The organism is Nocardia sp. CC213A (assembly GCF_030766805.1).
Classification (GTDB): Bacteria; Actinomycetota; Actinomycetes; order Mycobacteriales; family Mycobacteriaceae; genus Nocardia; species Nocardia otitidiscaviarum.
Window position 1 is genome coordinate 236209 of record NZ_JASFXA010000007.1, and the last position, 13773, is coordinate 249981.

The window sequence follows — 13773 nt, forward strand, 5'->3', positions numbered from 1 at the left end:
CGCCCCAACCCCGAGGTCCGTCCGACTCTGAGGCCACAACGTGTACTCGGATTCGTTCAACACCCTCGCACTTCGAGGCAAGTCCGTCGATGCGGCACCCGTCCGCCCAACCACCGGTTGACCGTCTTCACATCGACACCCACAGCGGCTGCGAGCCCCGCGGAGTCCAATTGTGCTCGCAGCATCGCCGATTCGAGACGCTGACTCATACCGAAACCATAGTGGACACACGCGGGACGTTTCAGTGGTTCTGGAATGTCCGTGCAGGCGTCCTCGGCGCAGTTCAAGTGTCCGCCAGGCGGTCTTACCGTGGGTCCACATGACACCAAGCCGACGCAGGCGCTCGTCCTCGGTCGGCGGTCACCAATGGACGAGGGGAGCAATATGACGAGGCGGATCCGGCTCGGAGAGTTCCCCGGTGGTGTGCTCGAGATCAACGCCTACGACGATGACCCGACCGACGGTCAGCCCGGCGTCTACTTGGAGAGCCGCCATGCGGACCACAGCGCACAGCGAGGAGCCGAGATACAGTACAGGCCAGCGGCAATCGGGCACCTGCGAACCGATGTATCCGGAATTGCCCGGTTCCACGACGAGAGCCAGATCCGCACACTGGCCACTCGGCTCGGCTACGACTTCGCCGACATGATCGTCTACGACCCGAAGTTCGGGCGGCCGCCACTGGCCCGGCCGACGCCGGCTACGAAGGCGCCGGCATCGGCATCCACCCCCCCGATCAAATGCCCACCGAACTCCACTCTCGCAATCGATAACCGCGCCTACAACAGCCTGCTGCGCGGGGTCCGCGCCCTCGGCGAACGCGGATTCGCCCTGCTCACCCAGCGCTGGCGCATCCTGCAGCACATCACCGCATCCTGCAGCACATCACCGTCAGCCCCGGACGCATCGGCGACATAGCCAAAGCCGCACTGGTAATCACACATCTCGAGAATCGGCGGCAGAAATGAAAGTCGCTGGTATCACCTCAAAGCAAAACCGTTTCACTTGGGCACTCAAGATCGATATTATTCTTGCCGCACGTCTCGATCCTCTCGGATCAATACACCAGTAACGGAACTGTAGTACGCGTCACGACGGGTTCTCGGGAGCGGCACCTCGGCCAATTTTCCATCGTACATCATCCATAGTCCGAAGCAGTCGTCATTCTCGTCGTGCACGAGGATCTGAACAGTCTCGGGCCGAGGCCATGGCAGCGCTTCGAGATGCGCCAACAGCTCATGCCAGTTGTTTCTGTAGAACTGAACGATCCACATATAGCACTCGCTTGACCCGTATTCGAATCCCGCACCAGAGAAGGTAGCATCGTCGATTGCAATGAAAGATTGATGCCATGGCCTCGAATCATCGGGCTGGGTAAGGCCATCCATTACATCCTCGGCTCCACGCGCCAAGATGATAACTTCGGCAAACCTACTCACTACTTCAGATTCCTTATCAGTTCGCTCCCGCACCCACTGTGCGCCCGAATTATTGCACTCATAGCGGATACCACCATCACGTTCAGAACCAAACGTTACCTGTTACCAATCCTATCAAATCCCGAGGCTGGATGTATGACACGAATATTCGGATTACCTTCGAACTGCTCGAATACCATTCTCGCTTGCGCCTCGGATGCGGCAACAAACACCACTTCCTGCGTCTGAAATTTGTCAGTGAAGGACATCTTGTTGTTGATCGTTCTCAAAATATCACCCAGCGGCCCAAATACCGGAGATCCAGTAGCATCTACCGACCGCACGTCTACTATTTTTCCATCATTCCACGTCACCCTTATCATGTCGGCGGTGGTTCCTGTTACTGTATCTGCAATAACCGCTTTAGGAATTCCCAACTGAGAGATTGTGCCTGCAGGAACTATAATATCTAGGTCCGCCTGGAAGTAATATCGACTACCCGAACCTGTGCCGTTATAGAGCTCATCATCTCGTCTCAACTGGCCATTCAGATGGCGGAAAGCAATTTCGGCATCCGGATTATCACCCCTCGTACCAACCTTGTGCGGAACTCCATTCTTGTCCACGAAGTACTTTTCGCCAGAGATGTTGCGCTCTGTCAATGGCCGCATCAGACGCGGATCGGAGATATCGACCCTCGGAACTGGCTTACCGGCTTTGAGGGCCTCATTCGCTGCATCAACATACTCCTGCGCCTGTTCTCTTTGCTCCCTCGTCAGGTTTCCCTTAAGGGACTTCGGAACATGAAGTCATTGAGGACGAAGCCGCTCTATCATTCGGTTAAAATTACGAGGAGTTATCCTCCATCGATCAGCGTCTTTGTATTCGAACTCCACATTCATTTTCATTTCCGACCGTTCAATCTGAAAAAGGCACACCTTCCAGTCCTTGCCATCCTGCGATGACATCACCGATTTCAATTCGGCTACCCGATCAAGAATCTCGATACTCAACTCCAGATCCGCACTCCAGCTTCCATCTTCAAAGTAGGCGTAGCCAAACATTGATTTCTGGCGATGCATCGTCACCGCAACCGCCAACCCGCACCATTCTTCATCTTTCTCGGTCACACCCAAAAGAATCAACTCACCTACAGAGAAGACAATCTCGGATGCATCTTGCGAATCAAAACCAGAGCCATTCACCACGGTAACCCTCTCGCAGCCTTCTTGATATCGCGGGTAAGCACTCTATTGAATACCTGTCCTGATTCGTTATCGAATGCCGCAGCGAGGGTGAGGAAGGCGATGAAGTGCGAGGCTTTGCGGTCGTAGCGGATGTTGAGTCGGTGGTAGCCGAGGTAGCCGGTCAACCAGGAGAAGGTCGGTTCGATCACCCAACGGTGGCGACCGAGCCTGTCGGAGGTTTCGATACGATTGCGGACGATCCGGACCGCGATCCCGCGGGCGCGCAGCCATCGACGTGATTCGGCTGCGTCGTATGGCCTTGTCGGCGTGGAGTTTGTCGGTTCTCCGGCGGCGTGGACCGCGTCGTGACTGATCGCGGGCACGGCCTTCACCATCGAAAAAGACTCGTTGTCCTTCCACCAGACATCGTGACCGAATAATATATCTCTTACCCAATAGGATTCAGGTTCATGATAGATGAAGTTCTCGCCAATGGACTCTAGACTGATAAACCTCTCGTTGACACGGTCAGTAGCTTCAGACTCCGAGATTTCATAGCCTTCGACCATTTCGCGGCACAACCCCCTTGATCAGCCACTCACCATCCCGACGCGTGAGCATTGCCTGCACGCGGCCGACCAGCCGTTCACTATAATGAAAGGCCAAGCCCCGCACGCGGTCACAATCGATGTTCCTCTTCGACGAATGTCAATCCCATATTCTTAGCCACTAGCTCAGCCCTAGCACGCGCCGCTTGGGAGTTTGAAACATAAATATCGAACTCATCAGTTGTCATTGCAACAAGAGCTTGAGATCCACTTCTGAGAATAATGGCGAAAGTGTCTCGAAACCCCCCAATCCCGAACCAGCCAGTTACTGCGTCAACCAAGAAAGGCAGTTCAGGAACTTCAACATGGTCTTCCAAAGGCGTCAAACTTAGCCATTCTTCAGCTACACCATGGCGCCCCATAATCAGCCCAGGTTCCACATTCCATCGAATTTCCTCATACCGTTCCGGACCTCGAACATCGAAACCTTCTTGCGAGTACGAGAAGGTAACGAATCCCTTTTCCGTTTCCAGTATTATTGTACTCATCAATGGAATAAGTCCTTCCGTCGATACCACCGCTAGTCGGCTAAGGCCAACCACAGCGGTGCCCAACATACGCCAACTTATCGATGTCAACTCGCCGGATTTGGATTCTTCCATGGCGCACCTCCTGCAGCTCCACCGCTCTTCTCGCTAAGCGCAGTGATCCATTCTCCGTCCGATTTGCGAACGATGATCAGATCACCGCGCTGAGACCATATCGCATCCTCGACGGACATGTACCTTCCAACACCAACCCTGTGTGGGTTGTCTACCACATATTGGATGTACTTCTTAATAGCCTCCTGAGTCTCAGGTTTACCCGCTCCGCTCGGTATCTCGACTCCGTCCGCGCGCGCCGCCGTCCGAATATGCTGAGCGTGCTTGCGCATGTGAGCAAGAGAGTTCTTTCCGTGGCTGACCGCGCCGTCCAGCGGATCCTTCGGTACCTCTTCCTCAGCTTCTACATTCCCGACCTCTCGGCCTTGACCGCTATCTCTGGAAAACCCACTCGATCCGCCAAAACCATCAAAACCTCCAGAATTAGCGTAGCCATCCGAACCGCCAGATTCACTGTATCCGCCATCGCCACGGCTGACCGAAGCTGATGTTTCAGCTTCCATCGTTAGCTCAGCCGCATTTTCGTATTTTCTGTTTTCGTTGACAGGATCGTGCTCACCAGCAGCCTTAGCCAGGTTTAACTCGGGGCTGCGATCCGGCGTGGCAATTTTCTGGTTCAGATCGTCCGGTGCTTGCGGTGACAACGACGCGCCTAGTCGGCGTAGGTATGAACGGCGCCATCTGCGTTCTTCGGGGTGGCCTGTTCGTAGGCTGGGCGGGTGGCCTACGTGCGGACGGTGAGGACCGCTTCGGGGGCGACCGCAGTGCAGATCGTGTGGTCGTCGCGGCGCGGTGCGCGGGAGATCGAGCATGTCGGGTCCGCCCACGACGACACCGAGCTCGAAGCGCTGTGGGCCGCCGCCGCGCGGCGGCTGGCCGGCGGCCAGGGCGTGCTCGACCTCAATATCGGTGACCGAGCCGCTGAATTGCCCAGTGGCACTGTGGAAATCGTGAGTTCCCGGGCGGGTCATCTGTGGGATGGGTTGTGTCACGTGTTCGAGGTGCTGGGGTTCGCGGCGGTCACCGGCGATGCGGTGTTCCGGGATCTGGTGCTGGCCAGGGTCATCGAGCCGACCAGCAAAGCCGATGCCGCCCGGGTACTGGCCGAGACCGGGACCCCGACCGTGTCCTATTCGACGGTGGCCCGAAGACTGCCCAGGTACGCGAAAGAATCGTTCCGACGAAAGCTTTCGGTGGCGTGCGCGAAACACGCCGGTCTCGGTCCGGCGTCGCTGGTGTTGTATGACGTGTCGACCCTGTATTTCGAGACCGATGTCGGCGACGGTTTCCGCGAATCCGGTTTCTCCAAGGAACGCCGCCTGGAACCGCAGGTCACGATCGGTTTGCTCACCGACGCGACCGGGTTCCGCTCACGGTGTCGGCGTTCGAGGGCAACCGCGCCGAGACCACCACGATGCTGCCGGTGATCAACGCGTTCAAGACCGCCTACGGGTTGAGCGAGGTCACCGTCGTCGCGGACGTCGGCATGATCTCCGAATCCAACCAGAAGGCCCTGCAAGCGGCCGGGTTGTCGTTCATCCTCGGCAGCCGCATCCCTCGCGAACCGCAGGTCGTGACCGAGTGGCGAAACCTGCACCCGGACATGGCGATTCCTGATCGGCATGTGTTCACCCAGCCGTGGCCCGCCACCGATGCCGAGAAGGCGCGCGGGATCCCGGACCGGGTCATCTACTACCAGTACCGCGCCGACCGCGCCCGGCGCACCCCGCGCGGCATCGACGAACAGATCGCCAAGGCCCAGAAGGCCGTCGACGGCAAAGTCGCGGTCAAACGCAACCGGTTCATCAAGCTCACCGGCGCCACCAAATCGATCGACTGCACCCTCGAAGCCAAGACCCGTGCCCTGGCCGGGCTCAAGGGTTACACCACCAACTTGACCGAGGTCAGCGCGGACTTCGTGATCGACTCCTATCACCACCTTTGGCGAGTGGAGAAGAGTTTCCACATGTCAAAGCACGATTTGCAGGCCCGCCCGATCTATCACCACAAACGCGAGTCCATCGAAGCCCACCTGACGATCGTGTTCGCGGCCCTGGCGATCTCCCACTGGATCGAGACCCGAACCGGTTGGAGCATCAAGAAATTCGTGCAAACCACACGCCGCTACCGCACCATCGAGATCCGCGCCGGCAACCAAACCCTCACCGCCGCCGACCCGCTACCAACCGACCTCCACGAAATCCTCAGCAGAATCCACGGACCCGACGGACTTGCGCACTAATCTGACCGAAGTCAGGTACCACCGTCGCTGGTCGAAAAGCTGGACGTAATCACCGCGACGCCGGAGACGACCTACGCGCGGCGCGCTACACCACCGTCCCCGGAACTGCCGCAGGGCAGGGCAAATGGAGCCTGACTGCAAGAAGGGATCTTAAAGCGCCCTTCTTCAACTATGCCGCCGACGCATCTTCGACCACCACCTTGTTCGCTTCAGCGCATAGCACCGCAGTTCTCGGAACCGCTGCCGGGCAGACTGGAAGGGTGGCTGTCAAAACCCGGGCGACAAACTGAAGGTCAGCACGTCGACTCAGCGAGATTACCGCAAGAGCAATGCCCACGGGAATCATGGTTTAGAGGAACCTCTTGCAAGATACGCCCGCTCCATATCGACTACATGTTCGAAAAACTCTTGAAAATCAGAAAATCTCCCGATTACTCCTCCGTCAAACCAAACAGTCGCGCCTGCACCGGGCCACCCTTCGCGGACCGTGACAACGAGATCGCGCCCCTGATTCGCAGCAACTGGAATCAGCCCGTCAATTTCCAGACCCGAATCACACAAATCGCCCTCGTCGGAATATGTTTGCAATAGAAATGAAGCATGACGCCACTTCCCTCTTCCTAGAAGTTCCGGAAGGCCAAACAGATCCATTGTATAGAAGAATTCTTCCCAACCGTTTGCATGCAGCAAGAAGGAACGATACGACGACGGCAATACTTCACCGATGCTACGCTCAAAATCTACAACTGCTAGTTCAGCAGCCTTCTCACGAGGCAAGGTCACACCACCAAGATAATTCCCTTGTTGTTCCATTTCTCCCTTAGTACTGATTGCCATACCGAGTAGCACGGGCCACGTCAAGCGCTCCTTCATCAATAATCCTATCCATATCGATCCCGAACCTCTAGTTTATTGTATAGCCCCAGTCTGGATGAAGCCGGAATACCGTCGGTTTGTATCCGACTGGATACTTATCAGACTGCGATCCCAGACTTGCGTTGATAGTCACATCGTGTCGCCCCCAGCCACCCGGTGGTTGCGCGCTTCCCGCCCAAGTGGTATCCGGCAGATGTGCTGCAGCCTTGTCTCCATAAGGTTCTCCCGCCAGTTCCGCTCGACGACGCTCAGCATCAGCAGCCTTCTCCTTATCGATCTTCAACTGTGGATCATCCGACGGACGTACCCTCCCCGTCGGTGACAGCTTGCCGGCTTTGAGCGCCTCATTGGCGGCATCAACATACTCCTGCGCCTGTTCTCTTTGCTCCCTCGTCAGGCTTCCCTTAAGGGACCTCGGAACATTAAACTCCACCGGTCCTGCAGTAGCCCCAGCCCTCCTCATCTGCGCACCATGTGAGGACGTGGGCCTAGACCCTCGACCAGCAATTCGACTGCCAGATGAGGCGGCCATGTTGAATCGTGTGGCCCCTATCAGACCTGACGGGGCAAGGTTATTGGGTATTCCGGCAGGTAAGGGCGACAGTGTGAAAGCCGCCAAAACCTCTTGCATGAACGATGCCGTCGATGCTGCAAAGTTGTCGACTCTATGACGGAGCTGCCGAGGTAGTTGCCTGATCGTTTCGAACCCGCTGCGGGCGAAGTTCGGAGCCCATCGGTCTGGAGTCCGTTGCAACTGTGGAATTACCGCTCCCAGAGCCGGTATTCGCGGATCCTCAGGTGTTACGGATTTGACGGGACCCAAATCGGGGAACTGAGTCTGACGCGGGCCAGCACTGGTTGTCGCAGGGCCTGCTGGTGGTTTCGAAGACACCGGCCGTGCGGGATTGTGTGGTTTTGTTCGGGGCGGCGGTGCTGGGCTTGACGCACTGGGACCGGGTAGCTGGCGTCCAACGAACGCGTCGACCTCATCGACAAGGCGTTCAGCCTGGAGCTGGTTGCCCACCCGGGCCGCGTCGGCAGCGCTGTCAGCGCCCTCGATCAGCGCACGCGCTTCCGGACCCAGCCGTCGAATCCCACGCAGGAACCAAGCCCCGCCGGCGGCAATCGCAGTGTCGGGGCCAGGGATCGTGGTGACGATATTGAAGCCGAGTTCAGCGGCCGCCCGAGCGGCGTCCGCAGCGCTACGACCACCTTCCCCACGCGCGTACTCCCACAGCACCACAGCAGGGTTGACGAACATGTCGTCGACCGCGCCGTAGACGCTGTTCGAGATATCAGCCTGCCATTGATTGATATTGAACGGCCGGGACGGGGTTGGTGCGGAGGCGACAGGCTCGGTCGCAGGTGGTGCGTACTTGGGTGGTTGAGTTGGGTCGAGCAAGACCGGAAGGTCTTTCACGGCATCGACATGCTCTCGGACGGCCGGATCCAGCCATGAGATTCCCGCCGCCTGCAGGCGCAGCATCGCTTGCTGCTGCCTGATCATCTCCTCGACGGTGGAGGTGCCGCGCATAGCCCACTGCAAGTCATAGAGCTGCTCGATAGGCGTGTAGCGCGCCTTATCGATCCGCATCCATGCCCGGTCGTAGGCGCTCAGTCCGTTACCGATGTACGGCCCCAACATCGGTCCCTGGCGCACCAGGTCGGCGTCGGCGGCTAGATCCTGTTCGGTATAGGCGGTACCCGTCAGGAAGATCGTCCTCGGATTCGCTACCAGGTCCGGCAGTGCGGCCGTCGTAGCCGTGCCGGGGTCCTCGGGGTTCGCCGCATGTTGGGCTAGCAGATCGTCGGTGCGACTCGCGGATGTTTGCGAGATCTGTGGCTGTCGGGGCGGCGTCGCATCCGGTGCAGGTATGAACGGCGCCATCTGCGTTCCCGGCGTTCCCGCAGTGCTTTCCGGGTCATAGAGCTGTTCGAAGACAGTCGGCCCGGTGCCTGCGGGAGCTGAATTCGCCGGTGCGTCTGTCTCCGACGGCTGCCGCCTCGGCGGAGCTGGTGTCGGTGCGACCCCGGTCGGCGGGGTCTCCCCGTCGGGCTGCGGCGTTCGAACAGGGATCGGGCCTTGTTCGCCGCCCGGCGCATCCGGGTCGTATGGCTTCGCGATCTGCTGTGCCGAGGGAATTGATCGTGCAGTGGAAGCTACGGGCGTGGTGGCTCGAAGGTCTTCGGCAGCCAGTATTCGAGCGAGCTTGCGTGCCGCACGCTCCGGGTTCATTCCCGTGTAGGTGTGCACACGCCCACGGGGCTGCGCCGAGCCACGGCTTTCGACGGCCGCCAGCGGAGTCAGCGAATCCAGCCAATCCGCGCGTCGTTTCCAATCGATCCCTGGCGCACTCATGGGTGGACCCCGCCCACGTCGCGACCGACTTCGATGGCTTTGTTCTCGAACATCCGACAGAGACCTTCCGGGGAATGACATGAAGAAGTCCCGGCCACTCGGGCTCGGGACTGATGAAATGGACAGCGCGGGTGGGCAACTCACGCCCACCCGCGCTATGCGCCGCATCGGATCGTCACGACCGGACGCGAGGCCGGAGTGTTCAGGAAGTAGGGGCGAGGCTGGAGTTCGGTGGATAGTCGCCCGGGACGACATTGGCCGTGCTGATCCAGAAGAAGACGTCGTCGCTGATGAACGGAACCGCGCCCGGGATACCGGAGAGACTGGGGATCGGGTTACCTTCGATATCCGTGCCGGGGTAGGAACCCTCGCGGATGAGGAGACCGTGGGCCTGCTCGCCGACCGTGCCCCGAGCCTGCGGAAAGCGTTGCGGCGGGCCGAATCCGACGGCCACGCCTACCTGATCCTCGACGGCACCTTGATCCCGATCGACCGGGTCGCTGCCGACCGGCCCTTCTACTTCGGCAAACACCGCCGGCACGGCATGAACGTGCAGGTCATCTCCACTCCCGACGGAGATCCGGTCTGGGTGTCGGGCAGCGTGCACGACCTGAAGGCCGCCCGGATCTGGCAGATCCTCACCGAACACGAACGGTACGGCTGGATCACCCTGGGCGACAAGGGATATCAGGGTGCTACCGCACTGCTGACTCCCTACAAGGGCAAGGACAAACCGGCCTCACAGAAGGCCACCAACCGCGCTCACGCGCGCCTGCGCGGCCACGGCGAACGCGCGATCGCGCAGCTCAAAAGCTGGCGTGTATTGGCGAAGCTGCGGTGCTGCCCGTACAAGGCCGGCCGCCTCGCCAAGGCCATCCACGTCCTGCAGGACCGCGAAATTCACGCCACACACCAAGGATGAAGAGGGCTCCTTACCTGAATTTCGTCGGAAAATGAAACTACTGTGCGATCCTCACCCTCGAAGGTCAGGATTGCGTCGATTTCATCCTCGGATAGATCAAACAGAGCGAGCACCCTCAGAACCTTACTCGCAAGTTGAACGCAAGCCTCCACTAACGATGACCGATCATCACCGGCCCTGCCCTACAGCCATCGGGCAATAGGGCCTGTAGTTGTGATCACAGCATTCCTTCCCCTAGCAAAAACTCACCATTGGGCGGTATCCGCACCGTTTTACCATCACCTGAAAGTACAACTATCTGAATTTCATCCATGCCCGACTCCGTATAAATTTCCAAGCTCGTCAGGCGGGTCGGTCCAACGAAAGGCCGTGCCGGAGAACCGTATTCGGATCACCTTCTATGCAAATCACTGAGATTTAACCTTAGGAAATGTGACCTGTACGATTTCAGCATCGCATCCATGCCGCTTGATCTTCCTAACAATTGATTCCACCTCAATTGCCGTCAGAGTGCATCCTCCGGATTCCAAGCTCCGAGACATGGCGAGCGCCTCGGCTAAAGTAAGATCATATTCTTCGCGCAAAACCCTGGACACTGTTAGCCTTGCCGTCCGACCTGACAACGGACCAAGAGCAAAGCCGCCCAAACCCTCAACAAGAAGACAGCGAAGCGAGTTCGAACCTACCCCGTCGCCCCCGTCATCGCTCACAACACCGCAGGTGGGGCACTGCCATTCAGAGAACCATCGAATGCTGTCTGCACCGTCGGGCAACTCCTGCCCTTGCCACCCGCGAGTCTCTTCGCCACAGTTGATGCACGAAACCGTGAACTCAAGAGCTTGCTCCATTACATCCATCCCCTAAATCTCAGATAACGGTTAACCGTATCATAGAACAACTTTGAGGTTCCGCTGCCGTCTCTAGGGTGATGATTCACCCGACCACGCGCATACCAGCGGTGGTGGAGTTCTTCATGCACGATAGTCCTCCTCAATTCCAACCTAGAGTGGAACCGTGTCCGACCAATTTGCGTCCCCAGAGTTCTGTTCGCCATCCCGGTGTACACAGTAGGACTGTAGACAGGCTTGAAGGTGAATCCGAAGTTGCTGAAGTCCGAAGAATTCACAACTATATTGAGTGCGCGTTGGCGTACGCGAGAAGAAGACCCTGTAGCATGCTTTATCTGCGCCGACGTACCCCAGTTGTTACGGGAAGTGTGACCGTCGTGCTCGAATTCAGATGATCTCTGCAGCAACATACTGTCGCGCTTCTGAAAGCTCCCTGCGTCAACCCCGTGTTCGTGATTTCTGCCTGAAGCCGTACGCCCTCCCCCTGAAGCAGTACGCCCTCCCTGAGTGCTGAAGTCAGCGACCTGCCCATTACGGTTGCCTGGGCCAGCCGGCAGTTCCGCGATCTCTAGCCTCGCTGCCACATGAAGCCCAGGAGCTCCCGTAGCAACATCGACCTTATTCGCGGGCGGAACTGCTGCTTCTACGGCTGCCGCTCCAGATTCGAATTGTGGCTTGGCTCGATTTGCGCCGTGGACAATTCGACCCGCCCCCTTCGTTGGTAGAAGGGAGGCAGCGATGCCAATAGTGGCAGAACCGAGTGTTTCGGCGGGATTATCAGTGAAGGCTGACCAGTCGGTACCGATGAAGAACTTGGACTTTTCGTTGTAGCTGTTCAGAGCGGAATGCCAGATGTTGTCCCAGGTCCTATTCCAGCTCTGCTGGCCGGTGAGGGATCTATACGCGCCCCAGGCAGTTTGGGTGATCGCAGAGATGTCGGCAACCAGCATATTTCCGATACCCAGCGCGAAAGCTTCGCCCGCTTCGGCTCGGGTAGCGAGGTTCGGTTCGAATCCGAGCCATTCAGCAGCGGTGTTGAACTGGTCGTTGAAACCGGATAGCGCACTAATGCCCTCAAGCATGGCCAATGCGTTATTCTTCGCGCCTCGACCGAAGTTGCGGGCCGCCGCGAAGGCCTTCTCGCCGAAGCCACGGGTATCGACGATTCGGCCGTCGCGGTCGAACACGACGACGCTGCCGTCGTTGTAGGAAACTTCGGTGTGATCACCGAGGTACCGGATCTGCCCGCGTATACCGCTGACGGGGTCGACAATTTCCTCACGCAGAAGGCCGAACGGTCCTCTGTGGTACTCGGTGCGTTCTCTGGAGTACCAGGCCTGCTTGGACCAGCCAGACAGGATCCGGCCATCCGAACCCACCACGAACTGGCCGATCAGATTGTCACCGGAGTCGAAGACATTGCGACCGCCATCGAACAACACGGTGCGATGCCCCGTGGTCGGGTCAGTCGATATGACAACAGGTTTGCCATTGCCATCGAGAAAACGTTCGGCGGGGCGACCGTGCTCATCGAGGAGCCACCCCCGCCCGTCCGGACCCAACTGACCGACGAACTCAGATGTCAACCGCCCCTGAGCATCACGCCCGGTCGCGGTCAGAGTGCGGTAGCCGAGTGAATCGGTGTGTTCGTTGTCGTAAAGTCCCTGTTCGTTGCGGGTGCCGACGTCGTAGCCGACCGCGTTGCCGTCGGCGTCGTAGGAGGGCGTTACGACCGTGGCCCAGTCAGGGCCGACCCGGAACTCCGCGGTGGGTGCTCCCGATGTCGGCACACCAGCACCGAAGTGCTGGCCATAACCGCCTTGTGCGGGGTCAGGTGTCTCGAAGTACGTGGAGTTTCCACGGGAATCGGATTGCCACCGAAGGTACCCGGGGCCCTCCGACGCTCGCGCCACTCGTGCGGTGGTGACTACCTTGCCTTCGGCATCGACTATGGCTATGTCGACGGTATTGAGACCATTCCCTTCCGGGATGCTGAGCCGGCGGGTTTGTCCGTCGAACCAGTCTTCTGTCCACGAATCACCGACTTGCCGGCCGGTCAGATCAGGGGGGAAGAACGGGTCCGGGTTCAGCGGCACCGGCGGTGCCGCATCCGGTTCAGGGATGAACGGCGCCATCTGTGTTCCGGGTGTACCGGCGGTGCTGCCCGGGTCATACATCTGCTCGAAGACAGTCGGGTCCGGGGCCGACTGCTGGGGCGGGTTGTTCACCAGCGGAGCCGTTGCGGAATCCTCGGGTGGCGCTGTTGTCGGTGCGACAGGCGGGGTCTCCCCATCGGGCGGCGGCGTTTGAATTGGGATCGGGCCTTGCTCACCACCCGGCGCATCCGGGTTATACGGCACGGCGATCGGCTGTGCCGTCGGGATTGACCGTCCAGAGGAAGCAATAGGTCTTGTGGCTTGCAGGTCCTCGGCGGCCAGTATTCGAGCGAGTTTGCGTGCCGCATGCTCCGGGTTCATCCCCGAGAACGTGTGCACACGCCCACCGGACCGTGCCGCTTCATCGCCATCGCCGACGGCCGACAGCGGTGTCAGCGAATCCAGCCAATCCGCCCGCCGCTTCCAATCGATCCCCGCCACGCTCATAGGTGGACCCCGCCCACGACGCGGCCGAAATCGACAGCTTTGTTCTCGGACATCCGAAGCAGACCTTCCAGGAGAATGGCATGAAAAAGTCCCGGCCACTCGGGCTCG

10 protein-coding genes and 2 pseudogenes are annotated in these 13773 nt (G+C 58.9%); 3 read left to right on the forward strand and 9 right to left on the reverse strand.

The annotated features are described in order from the left end of the window. Positions 1–366 precede the first annotated feature (366 nt). Complete coding sequence (locus tag QJS31_RS15480; protein WP_306357001.1) at positions 367–918, forward strand: hypothetical protein; 552 nt, start codon at positions 367–369, stop codon at positions 916–918. A gap of 107 nt (positions 919–1025) precedes the next feature. Here QJS31_RS15480 and QJS31_RS15485 read toward each other — a convergent pair whose 3' ends face one another. The 6 genes from QJS31_RS15485 to QJS31_RS15510 form a co-directional block, all read right to left on the reverse strand. After that, positions 1026–1439, reverse strand: a complete 414-nt coding sequence (locus QJS31_RS15485) for a hypothetical protein (RefSeq protein WP_282777128.1) — start codon at positions 1437–1439, stop codon at positions 1026–1028. Between the two features lie 95 nt (positions 1440–1534). Continuing rightward, complete coding sequence (locus QJS31_RS15490; RefSeq protein WP_306357002.1) at positions 1535–2080, reverse strand: hypothetical protein; 546 nt, start codon at positions 2078–2080, stop codon at positions 1535–1537. A gap of 147 nt (positions 2081–2227) precedes the next feature. After that, on the reverse strand, positions 2228–2623 hold the full coding sequence (locus QJS31_RS15495; protein WP_282777132.1) for a hypothetical protein: 396 nt from the start codon (positions 2621–2623) through the stop codon (positions 2228–2230). Next, a complete protein-coding gene (locus QJS31_RS37370; RefSeq protein WP_372341684.1) occupies positions 2620–3174 on the reverse strand; it encodes a transposase in 555 nt (184 codons plus the stop codon). The genes QJS31_RS15495 and QJS31_RS37370 overlap by 4 nt, the downstream gene beginning before the upstream one ends. Before the next feature lie 110 nt (positions 3175–3284). Beyond that, positions 3285–3815, reverse strand: coding sequence for a hypothetical protein (locus QJS31_RS15505; RefSeq protein WP_282777134.1), 531 nt, complete (start codon positions 3813–3815; stop codon positions 3285–3287). Beyond that, the gene (locus QJS31_RS15510) at positions 3788–4459 is read right to left on the reverse strand and encodes a hypothetical protein (RefSeq protein WP_282777136.1); all 672 of its coding nucleotides are present in this window, start codon (positions 4457–4459) and stop codon (positions 3788–3790) included. The genes QJS31_RS15505 and QJS31_RS15510 overlap by 28 nt, the downstream gene beginning before the upstream one ends. A gap of 120 nt (positions 4460–4579) precedes the next feature. Between QJS31_RS15510 and QJS31_RS15515 the strand changes: the two are divergent. After that, positions 4580–6057, forward strand: a pseudogene (locus QJS31_RS15515) (IS1634 family transposase). Between the two features lie 342 nt (positions 6058–6399). On the opposite strand, the gene QJS31_RS15520 reads toward QJS31_RS15515, so the two are convergent. Further along, complete coding sequence (locus QJS31_RS15520) at positions 6400–6930, reverse strand: SMI1/KNR4 family protein (protein WP_282777138.1); 531 nt, start codon at positions 6928–6930, stop codon at positions 6400–6402. A gap of 31 nt (positions 6931–6961) precedes the next feature. Continuing rightward, the gene (locus QJS31_RS15525) at positions 6962–8821 is read right to left on the reverse strand and encodes a hypothetical protein (protein ID WP_282777140.1); all 1860 of its coding nucleotides are present in this window, start codon (positions 8819–8821) and stop codon (positions 6962–6964) included. Between the two features lie 850 nt (positions 8822–9671). Here QJS31_RS15525 and QJS31_RS15530 point away from each other — a divergent pair. Then, positions 9672–10214 (forward strand): annotated as a pseudogene (locus tag QJS31_RS15530) (transposase family protein); the annotation flags it as partial. Positions 10215–11061: 847 nt separating this feature from the next. Here QJS31_RS15530 and QJS31_RS15535 read toward each other — a convergent pair. Continuing rightward, a complete protein-coding gene (locus tag QJS31_RS15535) occupies positions 11062–13665 on the reverse strand; it encodes a hypothetical protein (protein ID WP_306357003.1) in 2604 nt (867 codons plus the stop codon). Positions 13666–13773: the final 108 nt, after the last annotated feature.